This is a genomic window from Streptomyces sp. NPDC088810 (assembly GCF_044750305.1).
GTDB lineage: Bacteria > Actinomycetota > Actinomycetes > Streptomycetales > Streptomycetaceae > Streptomyces.
On record NZ_JBIVJQ010000009.1, the window covers coordinates 67,915 to 91,522 of the forward strand.

Consider the following 23,608-nt stretch of genomic DNA (forward strand, 5'->3'; position numbering starts at 1 on the left):
GCATACTGAGGCCTACGGAAGGTGTCGTTCAGGGAGCGGTGCGAGTGACGGAGGCGGAGGACCGCAAACCCCGGTCCGACGAGGCGCGGTACGACCCGGAGATCACGTCCGAGTTCGCCATTCCCCGGGGTCTCGACGTTCCCAAGGGCGAGGACTCGGAGACGACCTCCGAGTTCGCCCTGCCGGAGGGGCTGCTGACGCCGCAGCCGCCGAGTGCCGAGCCGGAGGGGTCGGCGTTCAGTCCGCCGAGCACCTACAGCGCGGATCACCCCCCGGCCGCGTTCACGCCGGCCACCGGGGTGCCGCTGGTGAGTCTGGTCAAGGACGCGCCCTGGCAGGACCGGATGCGCACGATGCTGCGCATGCCGGTGGCCGAGCGGCCGGCGCCGGAGCCGGTGCAGCGGGTGGAGGAGGACGGTCCGGCCGTCCCGCGCGTGCTGGACCTGACCCTGCGCATCGGGGAGCTGCTGCTGGCCGGCGGCGAGGGCGCGGAGGACGTGGAGGCCGCGATGTTCGCGGTGTGCCGGTCCTACGGCCTGGACCGGTGCGAGCCGAACGTCACCTTCACGCTGCTGTCGATCTCGCACCAGCCGTCCCTGGTGGAGGACCCGGTGACGGCGTCCCGGACGGTACGGCGGCGGGGTACGGACTACACGCGCCTGTCGGCCGTGTTCCGGCTCGTGGACGATCTGACCGACCCGGAGACCCATGTCTCGCTGGAGGAGGCCTACCGGCGGCTGGCGGAGATCCGCCGCAACCGGCACCCGTACCCCGGCTGGGCGCTGACCCTGGCGAGCGGGCTGCTGGCCGGTGCGGCCTCCGTGCTGGTCGGCGGTGACGTCATCGTGTTCGTGGCGGCCGCGCTGGGCGCGATGCTCGGCGACCGGCTCGCGTGGCTGTGCGCGGGGCGCGGGCTGCCGGAGTTCTACCAGTTCACGGTGGCCGCGATGCCGCCCGCGGCGATCGGGGTGGCGCTGGCGCTGGCGCACGTGGACGTGAACGGCTCCGCGGTGATCACCGGTGGACTGTTCGCGCTGCTGCCCGGGCGGGCGCTGGTGGCGGGTGTGCAGGACGGGCTGACCGGCTTCTACATCACCGCCTCCGCCCGGCTGCTGGAGGTCATGTACTTCTTCGTCGGGATCGTCGTCGGCGTGCTGGTCGTCCTGTACTTCGGCGTGAAGATCGGCGGGAAGCTCAATCCGGACGCGGTGCCGACCATCTCCGAGCGGCCGCTGATCCAGATCGCGGCCTCGATGCTGCTCTCACTGACCTTCGCGATCCTGCTCCAGCAGGAACGGTCCACCGTGCTCTGGGTGACCCTCAACGGGGGTGTCGCCTGGTCGGTGTACGGCGCGATGCACTACGTGGGCGACATCTCGCCGGTGGCCTCCACGGCCGTGGCGGCGGGCCTGGTGGGGCTGTTCGGGCAGCTGCTGTCCCGCTACCGGTTCGCCTCCGCGCTGCCGTACACGACGGCGGCGATCGGGCCGCTGCTGCCCGGTTCCGCGACCTATTTCGGGCTGCTGTCCATGGCGCAGAACGACATGGACAAGGGGCTGGTGTCGCTGGCCAAGGCCGCGTCGCTGGCGATGGCCATCGCCATCGGGGTCCACCTCGGGTCGGAGATCTCCCGGCTGTTCCTGCGGGTCGGCTCCGCAGGGAAGCGGCGGGCCGCCAAGCGGACCAGGGGGTTCTAGGCGGGTTTGGGTCCACCCGCGCCCGTTGCTACTGCTGGCGGTAGTCGTACGGGTACTGGTCCTGCTGGTTCCGGTCGTACTGCTCGGGGCCGTACTGGTCCTGGCCGTACTGGTCCTGGCCGTACTGGTTCTGGCCGTACTGGTTCTGGCCGTACTGGTTCTGGTTGTACTCCTGCTGGGGGTACTGCTGCTGGTCGTAGTACTCGTCGTAGCCCTGCTGCTGGCTCCAGTCCTGCTGCTGCGGCTGCTGGTACTGCTGCTGCTCGGGCTCGATGCGGCGCAGGCGGGTCGTGGCGTCGTCCATGACCGGGGGCTGCTGGTACTGCGGCTGCTGGTAGGCGGGCTGCTGCGGGGACTGCGGCCGGGGCTCGGGCCGGGTCTGCTCGGCCTTCTTGTTCTTGCCGCGGGCGCGGAGGAACTCGATCGCGATCGGGACCACGGAGACGAGGACGATCAGGATGAGGATCGCCTCGATGTTGTTCTTGACCAAGCCGATGTTGCCGAGCCAGGAGCCGAGCAGGGTGACGCCCGCGCCCCACAGGACGCCACCGATGACGTTGAAGATCAGGAACGAGCGGTACTTCATGCCGCTGACGCCCGCGATGATCGGCGTGAACGTCCGCACGATCGGCACGAACCGGGCCAGGACCAGGGACTTCGGACCGTACTTCTCGAAGAACTCGTGCGCCTTGGTGACGTTCTCCTGCTTGAACAGGCGCGAGTCCGGGCGGTTGAACAGGGACGGTCCGACCTTCCTGCCGAACATGTAGCCCGCCTGGTCGCCGAGGACCGCGGCGAGGCAGATCAGGGCGATCGCCGCCCACAGCGGGAAGTCCAGGTCGCCGGAGGTGATCAGCAGGCCGCAGGTGAACAGCAGCGAGTCACCCGGCAGGAAGAAGCCGATGAGCAGGCCGGACTCGGCGAAGACGATGAGCAGCAGGCCCCAGATGCTGTAGGTGCTGAGCAGATAGTTGGGGTCCAGCCAGCTCGGGCCGAGGGCGAGTGTCATCACGGGTCCGGGCTCCTGAGGGGTGAAGGCGGCTGCGGCGGCTGAACTCGATGGGGCGCCGTACAAAACTATCAACGTGAGGGGACCGCCCCGGGTTCCACCGCGGTACCGACCGGTGCCCGGGCCCCGGGGTCGGCCCCCGGGCCCCGGGCACCGGACGTCAGGACGTGGTGTGCCGGTCCGCGTTGGCGAGGATCGCCTCGCGCAGGTGTTCGGCGAGCCCGGGACGCAGGGAGTCGTAGAACGCCTTGAAGCGCTCGTCGGAGACGTACATCTCGGCGAAGCACCGGTGCATCTCGTACGGGACCTCGAAGTAGTACCGGCTGATGTGCCGGCGGTGCTCCTCGGCCAGATCCATGGCCGCCTCGCCGGCCGGCTGCTCGCCGGCGGCGACCAGGGCGGCGTACCGCTCGCCCCAGTCGTCGACCTCGGCCGTGATGCGCTTCCAGTCCTCCTTGGTGTACGTCGCCGCGCGGCGCTGTGACTCGGCGTACGCCTCGGTTCCGCCCCAGCGCTGCTCGGCCTCCTCGGCGTACTGCTCGGGGTCCTTGTCCCCGAACACCTCGAACCGCTCCTCCGGCGTCAGGTTGATGCCCATCGTGCGTGCCTCCAAGGCTTGCTCCACGGCCGCGGCCATCTTCTGCAGCTTCTCGATCCGGGCGGTCAGCAGGTGGTGCTGGCGGCGCAGGTGGGTGCGCGGGTCCGCGTCCGGGTCGTCGAGCAGGGCCGCGACCTCGTCGAGCGGGAAGCCGAGCTCGCGGTAGAACAGGATCTGCTGGAGCCGGTCGAGGTCGGCGTCGCTGTAGCGCCGGTGGCCGGCGTACGTCCGCTCGCTGGGGGCGAGCAGGCCGATCTCGTCGTAGTGGTGCAGGGTGCGCACCGTGACGCCGGCGAACCCCGCGACCTGTCCCACGGAGTAGCTCACTTTCCGCTCCTTGTCGTCGGTACGCGTCCACGCTGAGGCCTCACGTCACGTGAGGTGCAAGCCGGATTCGGTTCGGGATGTTGCATGCGTTTTGTCCGTTTATGGTGAGCGCGTGGCCCAGGAGACGACGCAGGCGCCCCCGAGCGCTCCGACCGCCCCGGCGCGGGCTCTGCTGCCGTTCATCCTGCCCGCCGTCGTCGTGGGCGTGGCCGCGAGCCTGGTCTTCGTCGGGGTGAGCACGGCGGCCGAGCAGCTCCAGGGCGTGCTGTGGGGGCCGCTGCCGGACGCCCTGGGCGTGGGCCGCTGGTCCGTGCTGTGGATGTTCGTCATGCTCACCGCCACCGGGATCGCCGTGGGGCTGGTGGTCTGGAAGGTGCCCGGCCACGCCGGTCCCGACCCCGCGACCCTCGCGCTGAACGCCCCCGTCCTGCCGCCCGCCGTGCTGCCGGGCCTGGTGCTGGCCACCGGGCTCATGCTGGCCGGCGGACCCAGCCTCGGCCCGGAGAACCCGATCATCGCCGCGAACATGGGCCTCGCCGCCTGGCTCGGCGGGCGCCTCATGCCCCGGACGCCGGGCACCCTGTGGCCCGTACTGGCGGAGTCCGCGACGATCGGCGCGCTGTTCGGCACGCCCGTGGCGGCGGCGCTGGTCATCTCCGAGGCGCTGGCGGGGCGGCCCATGCGGGGCCGGCTGTGGGACAACCTGTTCGCCCCGCTGACCGCCGGCGCGTGCGGGGCCATGACGACCACCCTGGTGGCCCACCCGACCTTCGACCTGGGCCTGCCGCCCCTGGGGCACCCGAACGGCACGGACCTGCTGGCCGCGCTGGTGATCGCCCCGGTGGCCGCGGCGCTCGGCCTGTGCGCCGTCTACGCCTTCCCCTACGTCCACACGGCTTTGGGACGGCTGCGGCACCCGATGCTGATGCTTCCGGCCGGCGGGGTCCTGCTGGCCGGCCTGGCGGCCCTGGGCGGGCATCTCACGCTGTTCAAGGGGCTGTCCGAGGTCGGGCAGCTGGCCCGCGATCCGGCGGGCTGGTCGGCGGGACAGTTCGTCACCATGACGGTGGTGAAGCTGGCCGCGCTGCTCGTCGCCGCCTCCTGCGGCTTCCGGGGCGGCCGGATCTTCCCCACGGTCTTCGTCGGCACCGCCCTCGGCCTCGCCGCCCACGCGCTCGTGCCGGCCGTGCAGCCCTCGCTGGGCGTGGCCACCGGCGTCCTCGGCATGCTCCTGGCGATCACCCGGCAGGGCTGGGTGAGCCTGTTCACCGCCGCCGTCCTGGTGGCCTCGCCCGCCGTCCTCGCCCTGCTGTGCATCGCCTCGCTGCCGGCCTGGCTGCTGGTGACCGGCCGTCCGCAGATGCAGCTGCGCGAGGACGGCACCCCGGTCCGCTGACCCTCATACCCCTGGAGGCACCTGATGGCCCTGCACAAAGGCCCCGAGCGGCACGAGGCGCGGACGGTGTCGGTCAACCCGTTCTTCGGGGAGGCCGACCCGGTCGGCGGCATGATCGAGGCCCCGCCCACCCACCGGCTGCCGGACGCCCCGCTGCCCCCGTCCACGGCGTACCAGCTGGTGCACGACGAGCTGATGCTGGACGGCAACGCCCGGCTGAACCTGGCCACCTTCGTCACCACCTGGATGGAGCCGCAGGCCGGGGTGCTGATGGCGGAGTGCCGGGACAAAAACATGATCGACAAGGACGAGTACCCGCGCACGGCCGAGCTGGAGCGGCGCTGCGTGGCCATGCTCGCCGACCTGTGGAACGCGCCGGACCCGGCGGCCGCGGTGGGCTGTTCCACGACCGGGTCCAGCGAGGCGTGCATGCTCGCCGGTATGGCCCTGAAGCGGCGCTGGGCGAAGCGGAACGCCGGCCGGTACCCGGGCGCGCGGCCCAATCTGGTGATGGGGATCAACGTCCAGGTGTGCTGGGACAAGTTCTGCAATTTCTGGGAGGTGGAGGCCCGGCTGGTCCCCATGGAGGGCGAGCGCTTCCACCTGGACCCGCAGGCCGCCGTCGAGCTGTGCGACGAGAACACCATCGGGGTCGTCGGCATCCTCGGCTCCACCTTCGACGGCTCCTACGAGCCGATCGCCGACCTGTGCACGGCCCTGGACGCCCTCCAGGAGCGCACGGGGCTCGACGTCCCGGTGCACGTGGACGGCGCGTCCGGCGGGATGGTGGCGCCCTTCCTGGACGAGGACCTGGTGTGGGACTTCCGGCTGCCGCGCGTGGCGTCGATCAACTCCTCCGGCCACAAGTACGGCCTGGTGTACCCGGGCGTCGGCTGGGCGCTGTGGCGGGACCGGGAGGCGCTGCCCGAGGAGCTGGTGTTCCGGGTGAACTACCTGGGCGGCGAGATGCCGACCTTCGCGCTGAACTTCTCCCGGCCCGGCGCCCAGGTGGTCGCGCAGTACTACACGTTCCTGCGGCTGGGCCGGGAGGGCTTCCGCGCGGTGCAGCAGTCGACGCGGGACGTGGCGCGCTCGCTCGCCGACCGGATCGCCGCGCTCGGCGACTTCCGGCTGCTCACGCGCGGCGACCAGCTTCCGGTGTTCGCGCTGACCACGGCCGACGACGTCACGTCGTACGACGTCTTCGACGTCTCCCGGCGGCTGCGCGAGAGCGGCTGGCTGGTGCCCGCCTACACCTTCCCGCCCCACCGGGAGGACCTGTCCGTGCTGCGGATCGTGTGCCGCAACGGCTTCTCGCACGACCTGGCCGACCTCTTCGTCGACGACCTGGCCCGCCTGCTGCCGGAGCTACGGCGCCAGCCGCACCCGCTGACCCGGGACAAGGGCGCGGCCACCGGGTTCCATCACTGACCCTCCGCGTCCTCGGCGAGCAGGCCGGCGAACGGTTCGCCCTCGTCGGCGAAGGTGTAGGCGCCCTGCTCGATGCGGGCGACGAGGCCACGGGTCCACTCGGCCTCGGAGTCGGCCGTGTGGATCCACATGTTCATGATCTCGCCGATGTGGCCGAGCTGTTCGGGGCCGTCCTCGGGGATGTAGTGCTCGGTGACCGAGGACCGCCACTCCTCGATCCGCCGGGTGCGTTCCTTCAGCAGGGCCACCGTCTCGGCCCTCGGCAGGTCCACCATGAAACCGATGGCGGCCGTCTTCACGTCGCCGCGCTGGTCGTAGGTGACCAGCGCCTCGCGCAGCAGGCCGAAGTACTCCTCGGTGCCCTTGCCGGTGAGCTCGTACTCGACCCGCGGCGGTCCGCCCGCCGTGGAGGGCGCGATCTCGTGCGCGTGCAGCAGCCCCTGCTTGGCCATCTGCTTCAGGGCGTGGTAGATCGAGCCCGGCTTGGCGTTGGACCACTCGTGCGCGCCCCAGTACTCCAGGTCGCCCCGGACCTGGTAGCCGTGGGCCCGCCCGTGCTGGCGGACCGCGCCCAGCACGAGGAGTCGGATCGCTGACATGGGGTCCAGGTTATGGCCGGACGGCTAACCGGCCTGCTCCAGTGCCACCAGCTCGAACGCGGTCTTGCCGTCCAGGGACTCGCGGATGATGTCGGCGTGACCGGCGTGCCGGGCCGTCTCGCGGATCAGGTGCAGGCAGACCCAGCGCAGCGAGACACGGCCCTCCGGCGGGAACCAGGGGTCGGGCGGCAGCGGGAAGGTGTCGTCCAGGCTGGGCGCGGAGCGGATGAACTTCTCCGTCTCGGCGGCCACCTGCTCCCAGTACGCCAGCTGCGAGGCGACCGTCTCGTCACCGAGCAGCTGGAAGGTCTCGTGCCAGTTCGACTCGTCGCGCCGCACCGCCGGCGACTCCTGCTTCGCCCGGGCGATCCAGCCCTGCTCGGTCTCGGCGACGTGCTTGAGCAGACCGCCCAGGGACAGCTCGCTGGCGCTGGGGCGGATACGGGCCTGCTCCTCGGTCAGCCCGAGCAGCGCCCGGCGGATCCCGCCGCGCTGCTCCTCGATGAACGCGAGCAGCGCCCCGCGCTCGTCACCCTTCGCCTCCGCCGGAACGTGCGTGACCATGGCGTGCCGCCTTTCGTGGGGCCGGTTCGCCGGGGGCCGTTTTCCCCGACACCGAAGACGCTACGGGCCATTGAGGACAGAACGTGTCCTCAATGGCCCGGGAACACCGAAAAGACCGGCCGGAGCGGAAGCCGGCTAGAACGGGAACCCGCTGCGGCCGTGCTGCACCGAGATCCACTTGACCGTGGTGAACGCCTCCAGCGTGGCCTCGCCGTTGAGGCGGCCGAGGCCGGAGTGCTTCTCGCCGCCGAAGGGCACGATCGGCTCGTCGTGGACCGTGCCGTCGTTCACGTGGAACATGCCGGTGTCGATCCGCTTGGCGAAGGCCACGCCCCGCTCGATGTCGCCCGTGTGCACGGCGCCGCTCAGGCCGTACGGGGTGTCGTTGACGATCCGGACCGCCTCCTCCTCCCCGTCGAAGGGGACCAGGAAGACGACCGGGCCGAAGACCTCCTGCTGGAGCAGCGGGGAGCCGGCGGGGACGCCGGTCAGTACGGTCGGCTCGACCAGGTTGTTGGTGGTGGTGCCGCGCACCAGGGCGGTGGCGCCCTCGGCGAGCGCCTGCTCCACGGTGCCCGAGACGGCGTTGGCCTGCGCGGAGTTGATCACCGGGCCGATCACGGTCTCCGGGTCGCGCGGGTCGCCGACCTTGAGGGTCCTGACCTTGGCGACGAATTTCTCGGTGAACTCCTCGACGACGGAGGTGTCCACGAGGACCCGGTTGGCGGCCATGCAGACCTGGCCCTGGTGCACGAACCGGCTGAAGACGGCCGCGTCCACCGCGTAGTCGATGTCGGCGTCGTCCAGCACCACCAGTGCGCTGTTGCCGCCCAGTTCGAGCACCGAGCGCTTGAAGTGCTTGGCGCAGATGGTGGCGACGTGCCGGCCGATCTTGTCGGAGCCGGTGAAGGAGATGACCTTCGGGACCGGGTGCTCCAGGAACGCGTCACCGATCTCGGCGATGTCGGTGACGACGACGTTGAGCAGGCCGCCGGGCAGCCCGGCCTCCTCGAAGATCTTCGCGAGCAGGGTGCCGCCGGCGATCGGGGTGTTCTGGTGCGGCTTGAGCACCACGGCGTTGCCCAGCGCGAGGGCCGGTGCGACCGACTTCAGCGACAGCAGGAAGGGGAAGTTGAACGGGCTGATCACGCCCACGACACCGACCGGCACCCGGTAGACGCGGTTCTCCTTGCCCTCGGTCGGGGAGGGCAGGATCCTGCCCTCGGGGCGCAGCGCGAGGTGGACCGACTCGCGCAGGAACTCCTTGGCCAGGTGCAGTTCGAAACCGGCCTTCACGCGCGTGCCGCCGAGTTCGGCGATGATCAGGTCGGCTATCTCCTGCTCGCGGTCCTCTATCAGCCGAAGCGCCCGCTCGAACACCGCACGCCGGGTGTAGGGGTTGGTCTCGGCCCACTTCTTCTGGGCGCGGGCGGCGGCCTGGTAGGCCTGGTCCACCTCGTCGACCGTGGCCACCGTGATCGAGGCCAGCTTCTCGTCGTCGTAGGGGTTGAAGTCGATGACGTCCCACGAGCCGGTGCCCGGTCGCCACTCGCCGTCGATGTACTGCCGGGCCAGCTCGGTGAAGTAGGACGACATGTGATCCCTCAATCGCTAGCGGACACCAGATCCGTGCATGCCTGAGCGGACGTCATCCTACTTGCTGGTAAAGGGAGTTGGGGCCGGTCAGGACAGTTGCAGCAGACCGCGCAGCAGGTCCCGGCTCTCGTCGGGCCCGGGACTGTCCTGCTGGAGTTCCTTCAGGGCCTGCTCGTACTGGGCGACGTCCTCGCGTTTGTCCAGGTAGAGGGCGCTGGTCAGCTGCTCCAGGTAGACCACGTCGGACAGGTCGGACTCGGGGAAGCTGAGGATGGTGAAGGCGCCGCTCTCGCCGGAGTGCCCGCCGAAGCTGAACGGCATGACCTGCAGGCGCACGTTGGGCCGCTCGGAGATGTCGATCAGGTGCTGGAGCTGGCCGCGCATCACCTCTCGGTCGCCGTAGGGGCGGCGCAGGGCGGCCTCGTCCAGGACGATGTGGAACTCGGGGGCGTTGTCGGCGAGCAGGTGCTTCTGCCGCTCCAGGCGCAGGGCGACCCGGCGTTCGACGTCGGCGGTGCTCGCGCCCTTCATACCGCGCCGGACCACCGCGCGGGCGTACTCCTCGGTCTGCAGCAGGCCGTGCACGAACTGCACCTCGTAGACGCGGATCAGCGAGGCGGCGCCCTCCAGGCCCACGTAGGTGGGGAACCAGCTGGGCAGGACGTCGGTGTAACTGTGCCACCAGCCCGCCACGTTGGCCTCCCGGGCGAGGGAGAGCAGCGACTCGCGCTCCGCGTCGTCGGTGATGCCGTAGAGGGTCAGCAGGTCTTCCACGTCTCTGGTCTTGAAGCTCACCCGGCCCAGCTCCATCCGGCTGATCTTCGACTCGGAGGCGCGGATCGAGTATCCGGCCTTCTCGCGCGTGATCCCCCGCGCTTCACGCAGTCGCCTGAGTTGCGAGCCGAGCAGCATTCGCCGCACCACCGATCCGGGCTCTCCCGCGCTCACCTTCGCCAGCCTCCCCAACCGTCTCCAGGGGCCGAAGTCTGCCACTAAAACACTCCGAGCAGTACTCGCCCGGTTACGGAAACGGAAAGAGCTCGGCCGCTTCTGCGGGGCTCCGATCGGGAAGAGGTCCGGACCTCTGGCGGAATCGTCGCCAAGATGGCAGAAAAAATGGCCAAGAAGTGGTACGGGCAGTGCCATTTCGGTCGCGTGCACGTGCATCTGCCCTTGCATCTGCTCTGCGCATCCGAAACCATGGTGCAGCGCCACCGCTGCATCGCAACGACCGCGAATTCCCGGGAGTGCCTCGCATGGGGACGAATGGATCGACCATGCTCAAGCCGTTACGGCAGGGCCTTCCGCCGCTGGATCCCGCGGCCGTGTCCGATGCCGCCTCCTGTGCCCTGCCCGCCCGTTACGAGGCGGTGCGCGAGGCCCGGCGCTTCACCCGTGACACCCTGGACCGGTGGGACGTCGGAGACCGCTTCGACGACATATGCCTCGTCGTCTCCGAACTCGTCACCAACGCCCTGCGGCACGCGGTGCCGGCCGCCCCGTGCCGGGGCGAGGCGCACCACCCGTCCGTGCGGCTGCACCTGATGCGGTGGAGCGAGCGGCTGGTGTGCGGGGTGCGCGACCCCAGTCACGAGACCCCGGTCCCGCGCGACTCGGACGACTTCTCCGCCGAGTCGGGCCGCGGGCTGTTCCTGGTCGAGTCCTTCGCCGACAGCTGGGGCTGGCATCCGCTCGCCGGCGCGCTCGAGGGCAAGGTGGTCTGGGCGATGTTCCGGCTGCCGACGGCCGGCTGATCCGTTCCGCACCGGCGAACGTGCTGTGTCTACGCGCGTCCGCCGTTCCCATGCGGAAGCCGGTGCATCCGACATCGTTGCCATCGGGGAACGCGGACGGATCGCCCGCGTCAGCTCGTGATGAGGTGGTCGAACTCGCCGTCCTTGATGCCGAGGAGCATCGCCTCGATCTCCGCGCGCGTGTAGACGAGCGCCGGCCCGTCCGGGAAGCGCGAATTGCGTACGGCGACCTCGCCGCCCGGCAACCGCGCGAACTCCACGCAGGATCCCTGCGAGTTGCTGTGCCTGCTCTTCTGCCAGGCCACTCCGTTCAGCTGCGTGGCAGCCATGCCGTTGTACACGTCGTACCCCCCGTACACGCCGTCGACGTCGCGGTCCACAGGTCGCTCCCCGGTGGTGCACTGGCTGGTGAGGCCATAGATGCTCTGGTCAACTGACCCGGATCATAACTTGGTTCACGTGCGGATGCATGAGCAAATGCACGTGCACGAGGAGTGGTCCTGCGGTTACAACCTTGACGTGCGCTTTACCGAAGCAGTTCCAGCGTCTGCCCGGCGAGCAGGCAGGACGAGTCCCGTCCCGCCCCCGCCCCGGCACTTCCGTGCCGTCAGCCGGACCGGGTCGTCCGCGTCGAACCCCGTGCACTAGGAAGAGACGCGTACCGGGCCCTTCATGTTCCAGGGTCCGGGTGACGGTCCCGTCGGCGGGGTTGGCCGGATCGGCATCCGCCCAGCGGAGGGAGAGCATCCGCTCACTGTCGTAGGCCAGCACCTCTACCTCTACGACGCCCGAGAGGCGGGCGCCCGGACGCCGAACGGAGGTCTTCCGGTACCGGCGGCCGACCCGGAGCCGGAAGTCCTCGGCGGCGGGTTCGGGTACCGGGCTCGTGACGGCTCATCGTCGGGCATGCGGTCGAGCAGATGCCTTCCGGTGTCCCGAAAGGCTCGGGCGGTGCATGTCGACGTGGGCGGCCAGGGCCTGTACGGGCTGCGGTCCGCGCGCGCAGCAGCCGCAGCACCTCGCGGCGGGCGGCGCCGGCGAGCGCGGTGAAGAGCGGTCCTCGGCGGCGGCACCGTACCGTTCGTGAGGCCCGGCAACCGCGGATCGTGCCGCGGTCGGAGATACCGCGCCTCCCGGCGACACCCCGGACCCCGGCTGCGGGAGCAGTTCCGCGTCCTCGGATGCCGGTCCACGGACTGGTGCGGGGAACACCGCCGGCCGCCGCCGGATCACCGCTCCCGTCAGCGAGAGGAATACGGCAGCAGCGCCATCTCCCGGGCGTTCTTCACGGCCCGCGCCAGCAACCGCTGCTGCCGGGCCGTGACCCGGGTGACCCGGCGGCTGCGGATCTTGCCGCGGTCCGAGAGGAACCCGCGCAGCAGGTCGGTGTCCTTGTAGTCGATGCAGGTCACGCCCGCCTGGTCCAGGGGGTTGGGACGGTGGCGGGCGGAGTCGCGGTCCCTCGTGCGGGGCATCAGACCTCCAGCAGGGTGTCGAAGGCGGGCGGGAGCTTCCTCCAGGAGTCCCGCCCGGCGGCGTACTCGGCGTCGGTGAGCAGGCAGGACTCCAGCAGGTGCGCGAGCCCGTCGCGGTCGAGGCCGGGTGAGGTGAAGACCAGGTGGTTGCAGCAGTCGCCGTGCTCGGGGTGCCAGTCCAGCGCGGCCGCGGCCCGGCGCACCGGTGGGACCACGTCCCAGGCCGCGTCCGGCAGCGCGGCCAGCCAGGGCCCCGCGCTCTCCACGCACAGCGCCCCGCCGGCCGCGTCCCAGTGCAGCAGCACATCGGGCTTGTCGGCGAGCCAGAACCGGCCCCGGCTGCGCGCGGCGGCGCAGGTCAGATCCTCCAGCGCCGCGTACAGCCGCTCCGGGTGGAAGGGCCGGCGGCGGTGCCAGACCAGGGTGGAGACGCCGTGGCCGTCGGCCTCCTGGGGCAGCAGCGCGCAGGCCGGGTGCTGCGCGGCCGCCGCGGCCTCCACGTCGAACCCGGCGAGGGCGGCCCGGGCGAGCGGCCCCGGGGAGTGCGCGCCCGCCGGGCCACCGTGGCCGATCGGGACCCGGCGGGCCGTCGGATGGAGCTGGGCGAGCAGCTCGCGGTCCTCCTCGTCGGCCTCCGGCGAGTCGGCGACGGCGAGCACGGGCGCGTATTCCAGCTGCCGCGCGAAGGTGTCGGCGACCGTGCGCTGGTCGGTGGCCGCCGCGGCGAGCCCGGCCTCGGCGAGATCGTCGCCGTTGCCGAGGTACGGCAGCACCAGCGCCGGGTCGACCGCGGTGATCACGGATGTGACGGTCAGCCCGCCGGACGCGATCACCTCGGCCATCGCCTTGGGCTCGACCGAGTCCCACAGTTCGACGACCGCCAGCCGGGTCGTGCCGGCGCCGGCGAGCCGCCGCAGCTCGGGCACCAGGTCCTCGCGCAGCGCACAGCACGCGCAGTCGTTGACCAGGGGCGTCTCCCCCGTCGACACGACACCGTGGCGGTCTCGGACCGTCCGCACGACCGTGCCGGCGGTGGCCGTCGCGAGGTCGTGGTGGAGTGCGACGCTCCCGGGCACGTCGGCGAGCAGCCGGTCGACGGCCGCCGTGCGGGCGGCGGCGTGCAGCCCGGCCACGACGGCCACCGGCAGGCTCACGCCGCGCCCCGCTTCCCGTACCGGCGCTCGAAGCGCTCCACGCGCCCGGCGGTGTCCAGCACACGCGCGGTACCGGTGTGGAAGGGGTGGCTGACGTCGGAGATCTCGACGTCCACGACCGGGTAGGCCGCGCCGTCCCCCCACTCGATCGTCTTGTCGCTCGTCATGGTCGACCGGGTGAGGAAGGCGTGGTTCGCGGCGCGGTCGCGGAAGACGACCGGTCCATAGGCGGGGTGGGTTCCCTTGCGCACGGCGGTCAGCGCTCCTCTCGGAAGTCGACGTGCCGGCCGGCGGCCGGGTCGTACTTGCGCAGCGTCATGCGGTCCGGGTCGTTGCGACGGTTCTTGCGGGTCACGTAGGTGTAGCCGGTTCCGGCGGTGGACCGGAGCTTGATGACGGGACGGAGTTCGTTGCGTGCCATGCTGCTACCTTACTGAAAATGAATTCCATTAGCATCGCCGTTTGAGGAGAGCTACGTCACCGTGTCCGCGCACTGCATGCTCACCGGGGCCCGACCGGGCTTCGGCAACCGCATCTCGCACTCCCACCGGCGCACCTCGCGCCGCTTCGACCCGAACCTCCAGACCAAGCGCTACTGGCTGCCGAGCGAGAGCCGGTACGTCCGGCTCCGGCTGAGCGCGCGGGCCGTCAGGACGGTGGACGCGATCGGCGTCGAGGCGGCCGTCGCCCGCATCCGCGCCCGGGGAGTGAGGGTCTGATGGCGAAGAAGAGCAAGATCGCGAAGAACGAGCGGCGCAAGGAGGTCGTCGCCCGGTACGCCGAGCGCCGCGCCGAACTGAAGGAGATCATCCGCCGGCCCGCCACCCCCGAGGCCGAACGGCTCGCCGCCCAGCGGGAACTGCGCAGCCAGCCCCGGGACGCCGGCGCCGCACGCGTCCGCAACCGCGACCAGGTCGACGGCCGTCCCCGCGGCTATCTGCGCGCCTTCGGCCTGTCCCGGGTCGGCCTGCGCGCACAGGCGCATCAGGGATACCTGCCCGGGGTGCGGAAGTCGTCCTGGTAACTCCTGGTAGCTTGCGCTGCGGGCCGTCCGGCGAGGGCGGCCGGCCGCTACCGCGGAGGGAGCTTTCCGGTGACTACTGCGAGTGCGAGGGTGCGGGGCGCGGCCCTGGCCGCGGGACTGGCGGGCGCGCTGGCGCTGACGGCGTGCAGCGGCGGTTCCGGGGACGGGGGTGTGGGAGGTTCCGGCGGGAAGACCGGCTCCCCCGCCTCGTCGGGCGCCTCCGCGGGTACGGCCCCGCCGGGTGTGACCGGCGCTTCCGCCAGGCTCCAGGGCAGCTGGATCACCACCGCCGACGGCAAGATCGTGGCCTTGGTGGTCACCGGGAAGCAGGCCGGGGTCTTCGTGACCGGCGGGACCGTGTGCAGCGGGACCGCGGGGGCCGAGGACGGCATGCAGATGATCCACCTGACCTGCCCCGGCGGCGGCAAGGAGCGGACCACCGGCATGGTCGACTCCGTCGACGGCACGACGCTGAAGGTGACCTGGTCGGGCAGGACCGGCCAGGAGACGTACACCAAGGCCGAGGGCGGCAGGCTGCCGTCGGGGCTGCCGACGGCGCCCGTCAAGCAGTGAAGGCGCCCGCAGGGAGGAAGCGGCGGAGCCTCCGGGGGGCAGCGACGGCGTCTGTGAAGCGGCGAAGGCACCCCTGAAGCGGTGAATCGGGCCGGGGCGCGTGATCGCGCCCCGGACGCAGGGGCCATGATGCGGGGAGACCGTCCCGACCTCGATGGGAATCTGCTCATGCGCGCCATTCCGCTCACCGTCACCGCCCTCGCCGCCGCTCTGCTGCTGACCGCCTGCAACGACAGCGGCGGGGACAAGAACGGCAAGAGCGGCTCCGCCTGCGAGATCGGCGGGGTCTCCGTGCAGATCGGCTCGGCGAGTGTGGCGCCGGCCGCCGGCGACACCGGCGAGATCCCGGTGAGCCTCACCAACCAGAGCGCGCCCTGCACCCTGGAGCACTTCCCGGCCGTCGTGCTGACCGGCGACGGCAGCAAGGCCACCGTGCCCGTGCTCAAGGGGGCGAAAGCACAGAAGCTGAAGCTGGCCAAGGGCGACTCCGCGTCCTTCTCCATCAGCTACGTGCGCGGCAAGGACGGCGCCGGGAACGCGCTGGCCGCCAAGACCGTGACGATCGCCCTGCCGGGCTCGGAGACCAGCCGCAGCTTCCCGTGGACGTACGGCCCGGTCGCCGCCAAGGCCGAGGGGAGCGGACCGGACGCCTCCGTGAGCGCCTTCCAGCAGGTCGGCGACTGAGCCTCACTCCAGCCGCGGGCGGGCTCCGACCTGCGCCCGGTCCGCCGCGCGGGCGCCCTCGGTCCAGCCCGCCGCGTCGCTCACCCCGCGCAGCCGGGTCGTGGTGGTCTCCGGGAACATCCGCTCCAGCCGGCCGGTGACGGCTATCGCGCGCGTGGCCAGCACCGGCAGCAGGTCCTGGGGCACCTGGGTCTCGGCGGCGGCCGCGAGCCGGTCGCCCACGCGGTGCGCGTAGGCCGCGAGGAACGACTGCCGGAAGGTCTTGGTCCGCTTGCGTCCGCCGGCCCGCTGGGCCGCCTCGGCCTTGGTCATCGCGTGCGTGGCCTGCACCAGCAGGGAGGTGTAGAGCATGTCGACCGCCTCCAGGTCCGCCTCGAAGCCGACGACCGTGGAGAAGCCGAGCGGTTCGTTCCACACCGCGCGGCAGTGGTTCGCCGTGGCCACCGCGTCCAGCAGGACCGCCTTGGCCTGTTCGTACGGCGGCTCGACCCCGATGCGGCAGGCGCCGGGCGCGTCCGGCGCGGGCGCCTCGGCGGCGAGCAGCGCCTCGTCGACGCTGTGCCGGGCCATCAGTTCCTGCGCCTTGGCGGTGAGCGCCTCGGCCTCCTCCGGGTAGCCGGTCGCCTCGGCCTTGGCGAGCAGCGCGCGGATGCGGCCGAGCATGCGGGAGGCGGCCGGTCCGGGGGTGCGGCGGGACTCGTCCTCCAGGGGCTCCAGGGCGGGCAGCCGCAGCAGCAGGCGGTACAGCTCCAGGACGGCCGTGGCGTGCGAGAAGCGGTCGGCGGTGCGGTCGGGGCCGGCGGGCAGCGCCGCCAGCTGGCCGGCCCAGCGGCGCCCGCGCGGACGGTCCCGTCCGGCCTGCGCGCGGATCAGGGCGGCGGCCAGGCGGACGTGCGCCTCGTCCAGCTCCCGCCGCACCAGTCGTACGACGTCGGCGGGCTGCCAGCCGCGCTGCCAGGCCGACGCCACGAAGTCCTCGCCGCGCCGCGCGAGTTCGGCGTCGGCGGCCGGGTCGGCGGCGAGCAGGGAGGCGCCCGTGTCGAGGCCGGTGTCGGTGTCGTCGTAGAGGGCGGCCCGGAAGGCCTGCTCGACGGTGCTGGCGGTACTGGTCACGCCGTCGATCGTGCCACGGCCGGCCGACAACGGGCGGCGGCCGTCCACAGGCTGTGGACAGTGGATCGGAATACCGGCGCGGCAGTGTCAACTGTCGGTTGACACTGGCGGGGAGGCAACCTACGGTTGACACTATGGCGACCAACCCGAACATCACGGCATCCGTGCGCCTCGACGACCTCATCGAGGCGATCAAGAAGGCCCACAACGAACCCCTCGAACAGCTCCAGGACGCGGTGATCGCCGCCGATCACCTCGGTGACGTGGCCGACCACCTGATCGGGCACTTCGTCGACCAGGCCCGCCGCTCCGGCGCGTCCTGGACCGACATCGGGCGCAGCATGGGCGTGACCCGGCAGGCGGCGCAGAAGCGGTTCGTGCCCAAGGAGTCCGCCGACCTCGACCCCAGCCAGGGCTTCAACCGCTACACCCCCCGCGCGCGGAACGTGGTCATGGCCGCGCACAACGAGGCGCTGGCCGCCCGCAACGCCGAGGGCCGCCCCGAGCACCTGGTCCTCGGCCTGCTGGCCGAACCGGACGGCCTGGCCGCGAAGGCGATCACGGCGCAGGGCATCCTGCTGGACTCCGTGCGCCAGGCCGCGACCGCCGCGCTGCCGCCCGCCGCGGACGACGTCCCCGACCTCGTCCCCTACGGCCCCGAGGCCAAGAAGGTCCTGGAACTCACCTTCCGCGAGGCCCTCCGGCTCGGCCACAACTACATCGGCACCGAGCACCTCCTGCTCGCCCTGCTGGAGCACGAGAACGGCCAGGGCGTCCTGAGCGGCCTCGGCCTCACCAAGCCGGCCGTCGAGGAGTACGTCGGCCGGATGCTGGCGCTGCTGCTGGAGCAGACGACCGAAGCAACCGGCGAGCAGGGGTAGAACCGCAGGTCACAGCGATTGTCAGACCCCCCTGCCACACTCGCAGTCATGACCGACCGGTGGGCTCTCGCACCGGCCGAGGACTCGGGCGCGGACATCGCCCCCCTCGGCCCGGACGGGCTGCCCGCCGGACCGGTGCGGCGGGAGAGCGATCTCGCCGAAGCGGTGCGGAGCCGCCCGGAGGTGACGCGCTGGGTGTGGCGGTCGACCCCCGAGGTCTACCCGCGACTGCTCGCCACGGGGGTGCGAGTGGAGCGGTGCTACGACATCGAGGACGCCGAAACACTCCTGCTGGGCCACGAGGGACGGTACGGCGAGCCACGCTCGGCCGCCGCCGCCCTGGCCCGCCTCCGCGGCGGCCCCGTCCCGCCCGACCCGCCGCAGCGCGCGGCCGAACCCGGCGCCCAGTCCCCGCTGTTCGAGCCCGCCGGCACCCGGCTGCCCCTGCCCGACCTGCTCGCCGTCTACGCCGAGCAGCTGCGGCGGCACGAGAAGACCGCCCACCCCGACCGGATGCGGCTGCTGACCGCCGCCGAGTCGGCCGGGATGCTGGTGGCCGCCGAGATGAACCACGCGGGCCTGCCCTGGAGCGCCGAGGTCCACCGCGAGCTGCTGCACGGCCTGCTCGGCGAGCGGTACGCGGGCGGGGGCGAACCGCGCCGCCTCGCCGAGCTGGCCGACCAGGTGTCCGCGGCCTTCGGCCGCCGGGTGCGGCCCGATCTGCCCGCCGACGTGGTCAAGGCCTTCGCGCAGGCCGGGATCAAGGTGAAGTCCACCCGCCGCTGGGAGATCCAGTCCGTCGACCACCCGGCCGTCGAACCGCTGCTGGAGTACAAGAAGCTGTACCGCATCTGGGTGGCGCACGGCTGGTCCTGGCTGCAGGACTGGGTGCGCGAGGGCCGGTTCCGCCCCGAGTTCCTCGCCGGCGGCACGGTCACCGGGCGCTGGGTGACCAACGGCGGGGGCGCCCTGCAGATCCCCAAGGTGATCCGCCGGGCCGTGGTCGCCGACCCCGGGTGGCGGCTGGTGGTGGCCGACGCCGACCAGATGGAGCCGCGCGTGCTCGCCGCGATCTCCCGCGACCCCGGCCTGATGGAGGTGGCCGGCCGCGACAGCGACCTCTACCAGTCCGTCTCCGACCGCGCCTTCGCCGGCGACCGGAACCAGGCCAAGCTCGCGGTGCTCGGCGCGGTCTACGGGCAGACCTCCGGAGACGGCCTGAAGAACCTCGCCGCTCTGCGCCGCCGCTTCCCGAAGGCCGTCGCCTACGTCGACGAGGCGGCCCGCGCGGGCGAGGAGGGCCGGCTGGTGCGCACCTGGCTGGGCCGGACCTGCCCGCCGGCCGCCGGGGCCGGCGAGGACGCGACCGAGGAGGCGGGCATCCCGGCCGGCGAGGAGGAAGGGGACGGCCAGACCGGCTGGGTCCCCGGATACGCCTCCACCAACTCCCGCGCGCGGGGCCGCTTCGCGCGCAACTTCGTCGTGCAGGGCAGCGCCGCCGACTGGGCCCTGCTGCTGCTCGCCGCGCTGCGCCGGACCCTGTGGGACATGCGGGCCGAGCTGGTCTTCTTCCAGCACGACGAGGTGATCGTGCACTGCCCCGCCGAGGAGGCCGACGCCGTCGTCGCAGCCATCCGCGAGTCCGCCGTCCTCGCCGGCCGGCTGACCTTCGGCGACACACCGGTGCGGTTCCCGTTCACGACGGCGGTGGTGGAGTGCTATGCCGACGCCAAGTAGGCCGGGGCCGTCAGGCGGTCGGGCTGTCACGGCGTCAGGGTGTCGGGTCGTCGTCCAGCAGTTCCCGCAGCTCCGCCAGGACCGCCTGCTCGTCCGTGCCGTCCAGCGCCGCGCGGGCCGCGCGCCAGGCGTCGTACGCCTCCGCCCGCCGCCCCTGCTCGCGCAGCAGCAGCCCGTGCTGGTGCAGGGCCAGCCCGCCCATGTAGCGGTCGGCGCGGGCGTCGGCCCGGTGCAGCAGCTCGGCGCACTCGCCGGCCGCCCGGCCGGTCTCCCCCAGCTGTCGCAGCGCGCGGACCAGGCCGAGCCGGGTCTGGGACTCGCCGTGCCAGTCGCCGTGGCCGCCGAGGATGCGCAGGCTCTCCTCGAAGTGCCGGGCGGCGGCGGCCGGTTCGCCGAGGGCGAGATGGGCGTAGCCGATGTTGCAGTGTGCCGAGTGCTGCACGATGACCGCGCCGATCGCGTCCCCGATCGCCAGCGAGCGCCGGTGCTGCTCCATGGCGGCGCGCGGGTCGGTGTGCTCGTAGAGGTTGCCGAGGTGGCTGCGGGTGACGGCCTCGCCGTAGGGGTCGTTCAGCAGCCGCGAGTAGGCGAGGCTCTGCCGCAGCGCCTCCCCGGACTCCTCGAACCGCCCCAGCCCCTCCAGCAGCAGCCCTCGGTTGTTCAGGCAGCGGCGGATCCGGGAGGCCGTGCCCAGCCGCTCCCAGATCTCCAGGGCCTGGTCGGTGAGGGCCAGGGCGTGGTTCTGCCGGCCGGTCAGGAAGTGCAGGCCCGCCAGGTCGCCGAGGGCGTACGCCTCGGCCGCCGCGTCCCCGAGCCGCCGCGCCGCACCGAGCCCGGCCCCGCCCAGCACCTCCATCTCGGCGACCCGGCCGCTGCGCTGCACATAGGGGAAGAGCAGCCGTACGAGCGCGGAGAGATGGGCGGCGGTGCGCGGCTCGTCGGCGTCCGCGTTCCGTGCCACCAGTGCGACGACGTTCTCCAGCTCCACCTCGCCCCAGGCGAAGGCCTCCTCGGCCGACTCGAAGGGCGCCAGGGCGGCCACGTCCGCCGCGTGCCCGGCCGGCTGCGCGGCGGTCGGCCGCCGCCGGTCGTCCTGGTCGAGCCCCGGCTCCACGACCGCCGTCAACACCCGCTCGGCCATGGCGGCGTACCAGCGCAGGGCGGTCAGGTCGGGGGTGCAGGTGCGTGCGGTGCCGGTGGGGTCGGCGGTGTCCCGGGGGCCGGCGCTGCGGTCCGGGCTCCCTGCGAAGCCCTCGGCCGGGGCCGGCTGGAGGCTGTCGGCGTCCGCCAGTTCGCGGGCGAAGTCGCGGACCAGGTCGTGGGGTGCGTAGCGGCCGTACGCCGTCTCCTCCAGGAGGGCGACGTCGACCAGGCGGTCCAGCGCGGCCTCGGCGCGGCGTTCGTCGGTGCCGGTGAGGCGGGCGATCAGCGGGGCGCCGTAGGTCGGCAGGTCGAGCGCGCCGATGTGGCGCAGGGCGAGGGCCGCGTCCCGGTCGGCCTCCCGCTCGGCGGCGGCGAGCGCGTCGTGGGCGACGGCCAGGGAGCGGCGGACGCTCAGGTCGTCGTACTCCAGGTGCCGCAACCGCCCGCCGGTCTCGGCGAGTTGGCCGGCCAGCACGTCCGGGGTGAGGGCGCCGCGGGCGGCGAGCCGGGCGGCGACGACGCGCAGCGCCAGCGGCAGCCTGCCGGTCAGCTCGACCAGCGCGTGGCCGGCGTCCAGTCCGGCGCGCCCGCTCACCGCGCGTAGCAGGGCCGCGCTGTCCTCGCCGGTCAGTGGGGAGAGCGGGAAGCGCCGGGCACCGTCGAGCGCGGTGAGCGGCGAACGGCTGGTGACGATCACCGCGCAGCCGGGTCCGGCCGGCAGCAGGGGCCGTACCTGGGCCGCGTTCGCCGCGTCGTCCAGGACCAGCAAGATGCGGGCGGGCGCGAGCAGGGAGCGGAGCAACGCGGCGGCGGCATCGGGGTGTTCCGGGATGTTCCGGGGCTCGGCGCCGAGGTCGCGCAGCAGCGCGGCGAGCGCCTGCGTGGCGGTGAGCGGGGTCATGCCGGGCGTGGCGCCGTGCAGGTTGACGTAGAGCTGTCCGTCAGTGAAACGCTCCCTCAGCTCGTGGGCGACGTACAGGGCCAGCGCGCTCTTGCCGACGCCGGCCATACCGCTGATCACCGCGACGGCGGGCGCCGGGGCGGGCGGCTCGGTCAGCGCGCGGCGCAGCTCGCTGCGCACGTCGGCACGGCCGGTGAAGTGGGCCGGCGGGGCCGGGAGCTGGGCCGGGCGCGGGGTCTGCCGCGCGGGCGGCCCGTCGCCGTCCCGCGCGGAGGGGGGCGTCGCCGGGGAGGCGGAGGGCGCGGGTGGCGCGGAGGCGGCCCGGTTCTCCGGGGACGCGGCCTTCCCGGCGGTGCCGGCGCCACCGCGCCGGTCGCCGCCGCGCCGCGGCTGTCCGTCGTGGCCGGCCGGCCGCTGACCGCCGTACTCCTCGTCCCGGCGCCCCTCGCCGCTCCCCCGCAGCACCTCGACGTGCGCCTCGCGGACCGCCGGGCCGGGTTCGATGCCGAGTTCCTCCACCAGGCGGGCGCGCAGATCACGGTGGACGGCGAGCGCCTCGGCCTGACGGCCGGTGCGGTGCAGGGCGAGCATCAGCTGACGGTGGTAGGCCTCGCGCAGCGGATGCTCGGCGACCAGCGCCGCCAGCTCCGGCACGAGCGCGGCCAAGCGGGCTCCGCCGAGGGCGAGTTCGGCGTCGTAGCGCCACTCCAGCAGGAGCAGCCGGGCCTCCTCCAGGCGCTGCACCAGCGCGTAGCCGCCGATGTCGGCGGGGAGTCCGCTGAGCGGGGTGCCGCGCCAGAGGGCGAGCGCGCAGGCGCAGGCCCGTACGACGCCCGGCCAGTCCCGTCGGGCGTGCGCGGACCGCGCCTCGGCGACCCGGGCGTCGAAGACGTGCACGTCCAGCTCGCCGTGGTCGACCCGCAGCACATAGCCCGGCGGTACGGCCCTGAGCCGCTCGGGGTCGTCCAGGAGCCGGCGCAGCCGGGTGACGTGGTTGTGCAGGGAGGCCTGCGCGGAGACGGGCGGCGCGCCGCCCCACAGCGCGTCCTTCAGCGCCTCGACCGACACGACCCGGCCGGGCTCCATCAGCAACGTGGCAAGCAGGGCACGGACCTTGGGGCTGCCGATGGCCCGGACGCCGTTGTCGGGGTGGTCGTCGCCGGAAGCCGGGGCGGCGGGTGCGTGGGCGGCACCGGCGCCGGTCTTCCCGGACGGGCCGCCGGCAGCGGGTCCGCTGGGGGTGGGGGTGCCGGGAGGGGGGTCGCCGGGGGTTCCGGAGGAAGGTTCGCCGGAGGTTCCCGGGGAAGAGGTACCGGAAGGTGCGGAGGAAGAGGTGCCGGAAGGTCCGGAGGAGGGCTCGCCGGGGGTTCCGGGAGGGGGGTCGTACGAAATCCCGTACGGCGGTCGGTCGTAGAGGACCGGTGGTCCCAGCAGTCCGAAGCGCAGCTCGCACCGCCGCATCACGCCGCTCCACTGCCTTCCCGCGCGGTCGGGGCCGACCGCGCTCCGCGGCGGGCGTGTGCCCGCCGTTGCCTGGCGGAATTCCGCCCTGTCCACAACGGTTTCCCGCCACCTTCCGCTCGCCGGCCGACCGCCGGTCCGGCACCGGAATCCGCCCGACCGTCGGGCTCTTGGCGCTACTGCCGGACGAGTTCCGGCCAACCGCTCCGCGCCCCGCCGACGAACCGTTGGCCACATGTTAGCGATCCGTTGGCGAATCCTGATGTGATCATTCCATCGGATCTGGCCCGACGGCGCGCGCGTAGGACGCGTAACTCGGGGGAGTGTCGCCGCAGGCTGGGTCCGGGGACGACAAGGGCCCCGGCCGGCGGAGGTGAACGACCGGGGCCCCGTCCCGCCTTTCTCTGTGCGGGCGTGCCGCCGTTCCCTTTTTCCCGACCCGCCTTGGCGGTCCTTTCCCTGGCCTCCCTTGGCGGTTCTTTCCCTGCCCC

At 72.7% G+C, this 23,608-nt stretch carries 23 protein-coding genes and 1 pseudogene; 10 read left to right on the top strand and 14 right to left on the bottom strand.

All coding sequences use genetic code 11. From position 1 onward, the window contains the following. The first annotated feature begins 44 nt into the window (after positions 1–44). Positions 45–1,697 (top strand): threonine/serine exporter ThrE family protein, encoded by a 1,653-nt coding sequence (locus ACIP4Y_RS26470; RefSeq protein WP_401397981.1) that lies wholly within the window; start codon positions 45–47, stop codon positions 1,695–1,697. Positions 1,698–1,725: 28 nt separating this feature from the next. On the opposite strand, the gene ACIP4Y_RS26475 is transcribed toward ACIP4Y_RS26470, so the two are convergent. Next, positions 1,726–2,709, bottom strand: coding sequence for a DedA family protein (locus ACIP4Y_RS26475; RefSeq protein ID WP_401397983.1), 984 nt, complete (start codon positions 2,707–2,709; stop codon positions 1,726–1,728). Positions 2,710–2,866: 157 nt separating this feature from the next. Then, positions 2,867–3,631, bottom strand: a complete 765-nt coding sequence (locus ACIP4Y_RS26480) for a MerR family transcriptional regulator (protein WP_401397985.1) — start codon at positions 3,629–3,631, stop codon at positions 2,867–2,869. Positions 3,632–3,743: 112 nt separating this feature from the next. Between ACIP4Y_RS26480 and ACIP4Y_RS26485 the strand changes: the two genes are divergently transcribed. Both ACIP4Y_RS26485 and ACIP4Y_RS26490 read left to right on the top strand, forming a co-directional pair. Beyond that, positions 3,744–5,027 (top strand): ion channel protein, encoded by a 1,284-nt coding sequence (locus ACIP4Y_RS26485; protein WP_401397987.1) that lies wholly within the window; start codon positions 3,744–3,746, stop codon positions 5,025–5,027. A gap of 24 nt (positions 5,028–5,051) precedes the next feature. Then, complete coding sequence (locus ACIP4Y_RS26490) at positions 5,052–6,458, top strand: glutamate decarboxylase (protein WP_401397989.1); 1,407 nt, start codon at positions 5,052–5,054, stop codon at positions 6,456–6,458. On the opposite strand, the gene ACIP4Y_RS26495 is transcribed toward ACIP4Y_RS26490, so the two are convergent. The 4 genes from ACIP4Y_RS26495 to ACIP4Y_RS26510 form a co-directional block, all read right to left on the bottom strand. Then, positions 6,452–7,057 (bottom strand): PadR family transcriptional regulator, encoded by a 606-nt coding sequence (locus ACIP4Y_RS26495; RefSeq protein ID WP_358637753.1) that lies wholly within the window; start codon positions 7,055–7,057, stop codon positions 6,452–6,454. The two genes, ACIP4Y_RS26490 and ACIP4Y_RS26495, sit on opposite strands and share 7 nt — an antisense overlap. Positions 7,058–7,081: 24 nt before the next feature. Beyond that, positions 7,082–7,621 (bottom strand): DinB family protein, encoded by a 540-nt coding sequence (locus tag ACIP4Y_RS26500; protein ID WP_401397991.1) that lies wholly within the window; start codon positions 7,619–7,621, stop codon positions 7,082–7,084. A gap of 135 nt (positions 7,622–7,756) precedes the next feature. Next, entirely contained in the window at positions 7,757–9,217 is a 1,461-nt protein-coding gene (locus tag ACIP4Y_RS26505) for an aldehyde dehydrogenase family protein (RefSeq protein WP_401397993.1), read from the bottom strand. An 87-nt stretch (positions 9,218–9,304) separates the two neighbouring features. Next, positions 9,305–10,129: a helix-turn-helix domain-containing protein gene (locus ACIP4Y_RS26510; RefSeq protein WP_401398423.1), complete on the bottom strand. Its 825-nt coding sequence runs from the start codon at positions 10,127–10,129 to the stop codon at positions 9,305–9,307. 344 nt (positions 10,130–10,473) lie between these two features. Between ACIP4Y_RS26510 and ACIP4Y_RS26515 the strand changes: the two genes are divergently transcribed. Further along, complete coding sequence (locus ACIP4Y_RS26515) at positions 10,474–10,971, top strand: ATP-binding protein (protein WP_401397995.1); 498 nt, start codon at positions 10,474–10,476, stop codon at positions 10,969–10,971. Between the two features lie 110 nt (positions 10,972–11,081). On the opposite strand, the gene ACIP4Y_RS26520 is transcribed toward ACIP4Y_RS26515, so the two are convergent. The 6 genes and pseudogenes from ACIP4Y_RS26520 to rpmG all read right to left on the bottom strand — a co-directional run bounded on the left by ACIP4Y_RS26520 (position 11,082) and on the right by rpmG (position 14,021). Continuing rightward, positions 11,082–11,351 (bottom strand): DUF397 domain-containing protein, encoded by a 270-nt coding sequence (locus ACIP4Y_RS26520; RefSeq protein WP_030342654.1) that lies wholly within the window; start codon positions 11,349–11,351, stop codon positions 11,082–11,084. Positions 11,352–11,400: 49 nt separating this feature from the next. Then, a pseudogene (locus tag ACIP4Y_RS26525) lies at positions 11,401–11,775 on the bottom strand (hypothetical protein); the annotation flags it as partial. 437 nt (positions 11,776–12,212) lie between these two features. After that, the gene (gene rpsR, locus ACIP4Y_RS26530; RefSeq protein ID WP_401397998.1) at positions 12,213–12,446 is read right to left on the bottom strand and encodes a 30S ribosomal protein S18; all 234 of its coding nucleotides are present in this window, start codon (positions 12,444–12,446) and stop codon (positions 12,213–12,215) included. Further along, complete coding sequence (locus ACIP4Y_RS26535) at positions 12,446–13,600, bottom strand: CobW family GTP-binding protein (protein ID WP_401398000.1); 1,155 nt, start codon at positions 13,598–13,600, stop codon at positions 12,446–12,448. The genes rpsR and ACIP4Y_RS26535 overlap by 1 nt, the downstream gene beginning before the upstream one ends. Next, entirely contained in the window at positions 13,597–13,851 is a 255-nt protein-coding gene (locus ACIP4Y_RS26540) for a type B 50S ribosomal protein L31 (protein ID WP_401398002.1), read from the bottom strand. The genes ACIP4Y_RS26535 and ACIP4Y_RS26540 overlap by 4 nt, the downstream gene beginning before the upstream one ends. Before the next feature lie 5 nt (positions 13,852–13,856). Then, positions 13,857–14,021, bottom strand: a complete 165-nt coding sequence (rpmG, locus tag ACIP4Y_RS26545) for a 50S ribosomal protein L33 (RefSeq protein ID WP_030651373.1) — start codon at positions 14,019–14,021, stop codon at positions 13,857–13,859. A gap of 61 nt (positions 14,022–14,082) precedes the next feature. On the opposite strand from rpmG, the gene rpmB reads away from it, so the two are divergent. The 4 genes from rpmB to ACIP4Y_RS26565 all read left to right on the top strand — a co-directional run bounded on the left by rpmB (position 14,083) and on the right by ACIP4Y_RS26565 (position 15,881). Further along, on the top strand, positions 14,083–14,319 hold the full coding sequence (rpmB, locus tag ACIP4Y_RS26550) for a 50S ribosomal protein L28 (protein WP_358637765.1): 237 nt from the start codon (positions 14,083–14,085) through the stop codon (positions 14,317–14,319). Continuing rightward, positions 14,319–14,624: a 30S ribosomal protein S14 gene (gene rpsN / locus ACIP4Y_RS26555; RefSeq protein WP_401398004.1), complete on the top strand. Its 306-nt coding sequence runs from the start codon at positions 14,319–14,321 to the stop codon at positions 14,622–14,624. The genes rpmB and rpsN overlap by 1 nt, the downstream gene beginning before the upstream one ends. 69 nt (positions 14,625–14,693) lie before the next feature. Next, positions 14,694–15,197 (top strand): hypothetical protein, encoded by a 504-nt coding sequence (locus ACIP4Y_RS26560; protein ID WP_401398006.1) that lies wholly within the window; start codon positions 14,694–14,696, stop codon positions 15,195–15,197. 168 nt (positions 15,198–15,365) lie between these two features. Beyond that, on the top strand, positions 15,366–15,881 hold the full coding sequence (locus ACIP4Y_RS26565; RefSeq protein ID WP_401398008.1) for a DUF4232 domain-containing protein: 516 nt from the start codon (positions 15,366–15,368) through the stop codon (positions 15,879–15,881). A gap of 3 nt (positions 15,882–15,884) precedes the next feature. Here the strand turns inward: ACIP4Y_RS26565 and ACIP4Y_RS26570 are convergent, their stop codons facing one another. Then, entirely contained in the window at positions 15,885–16,994 is a 1,110-nt protein-coding gene (locus ACIP4Y_RS26570; RefSeq protein WP_401398010.1) for a DUF2786 domain-containing protein, read from the bottom strand. 134 nt (positions 16,995–17,128) lie between these two features. Here ACIP4Y_RS26570 and ACIP4Y_RS26575 point away from each other — a divergent pair, with 134 nt between their 5' ends. Beyond that, complete coding sequence (locus tag ACIP4Y_RS26575) at positions 17,129–17,875, top strand: Clp protease N-terminal domain-containing protein (protein ID WP_358637774.1); 747 nt, start codon at positions 17,129–17,131, stop codon at positions 17,873–17,875. Positions 17,876–17,923: 48 nt separating this feature from the next. Next, a complete protein-coding gene (locus ACIP4Y_RS26580; RefSeq protein ID WP_401398012.1) occupies positions 17,924–19,612 on the top strand; it encodes a bifunctional 3'-5' exonuclease/DNA polymerase in 1,689 nt (562 codons plus the stop codon). A 34-nt stretch (positions 19,613–19,646) separates the two neighbouring features. Here the strand turns inward: ACIP4Y_RS26580 and ACIP4Y_RS26585 are convergent, their stop codons facing one another. Continuing rightward, positions 19,647–23,117: a BTAD domain-containing putative transcriptional regulator gene (locus tag ACIP4Y_RS26585; RefSeq protein ID WP_401398014.1), complete on the bottom strand. Its 3,471-nt coding sequence runs from the start codon at positions 23,115–23,117 to the stop codon at positions 19,647–19,649. Positions 23,118–23,608: the final 491 nt, after the last annotated feature.

Bases quoted from the DNA above. Each gene is read 5' to 3' on its own strand.
- ACIP4Y_RS26585 (WP_401398014.1), bottom strand. From the start codon at position 23,117: ATGCGGCGGTGCGAGCTGCGCTTCGGACTGCTGGGACCACCGGTCCTC.
- ACIP4Y_RS26565 (WP_401398008.1), top strand. From the start codon at position 15,366: ATGCGCGCCATTCCGCTCACCGTCACCGCCCTCGCCGCCGCTCTGCTG.
- ACIP4Y_RS26510 (WP_401398423.1), bottom strand. From the start codon at position 10,129: ATGCTGCTCGGCTCGCAACTCAGGCGACTGCGTGAAGCGCGGGGGATC.
- ACIP4Y_RS26515 (WP_401397995.1), top strand. From the start codon at position 10,474: ATGGGGACGAATGGATCGACCATGCTCAAGCCGTTACGGCAGGGCCTT.
- ACIP4Y_RS26505 (WP_401397993.1), bottom strand. From the start codon at position 9,217: ATGTCGTCCTACTTCACCGAGCTGGCCCGGCAGTACATCGACGGCGAG.
- ACIP4Y_RS26495 (WP_358637753.1), bottom strand. From the start codon at position 7,057: ATGTCAGCGATCCGACTCCTCGTGCTGGGCGCGGTCCGCCAGCACGGG.
- ACIP4Y_RS26490 (WP_401397989.1), top strand. From the start codon at position 5,052: ATGGCCCTGCACAAAGGCCCCGAGCGGCACGAGGCGCGGACGGTGTCG.
- ACIP4Y_RS26575 (WP_358637774.1), top strand. From the start codon at position 17,129: ATGGCGACCAACCCGAACATCACGGCATCCGTGCGCCTCGACGACCTC.
- rpmG (WP_030651373.1), bottom strand. From the start codon at position 14,021: ATGGCACGCAACGAACTCCGTCCCGTCATCAAGCTCCGGTCCACCGCC.
- ACIP4Y_RS26500 (WP_401397991.1), bottom strand. From the start codon at position 7,621: ATGGTCACGCACGTTCCGGCGGAGGCGAAGGGTGACGAGCGCGGGGCG.
- rpsR (WP_401397998.1), bottom strand. From the start codon at position 12,446: ATGCCCCGCACGAGGGACCGCGACTCCGCCCGCCACCGTCCCAACCCC.
- rpsN (WP_401398004.1), top strand. From the start codon at position 14,319: ATGGCGAAGAAGAGCAAGATCGCGAAGAACGAGCGGCGCAAGGAGGTC.
- ACIP4Y_RS26580 (WP_401398012.1), top strand. From the start codon at position 17,924: ATGACCGACCGGTGGGCTCTCGCACCGGCCGAGGACTCGGGCGCGGAC.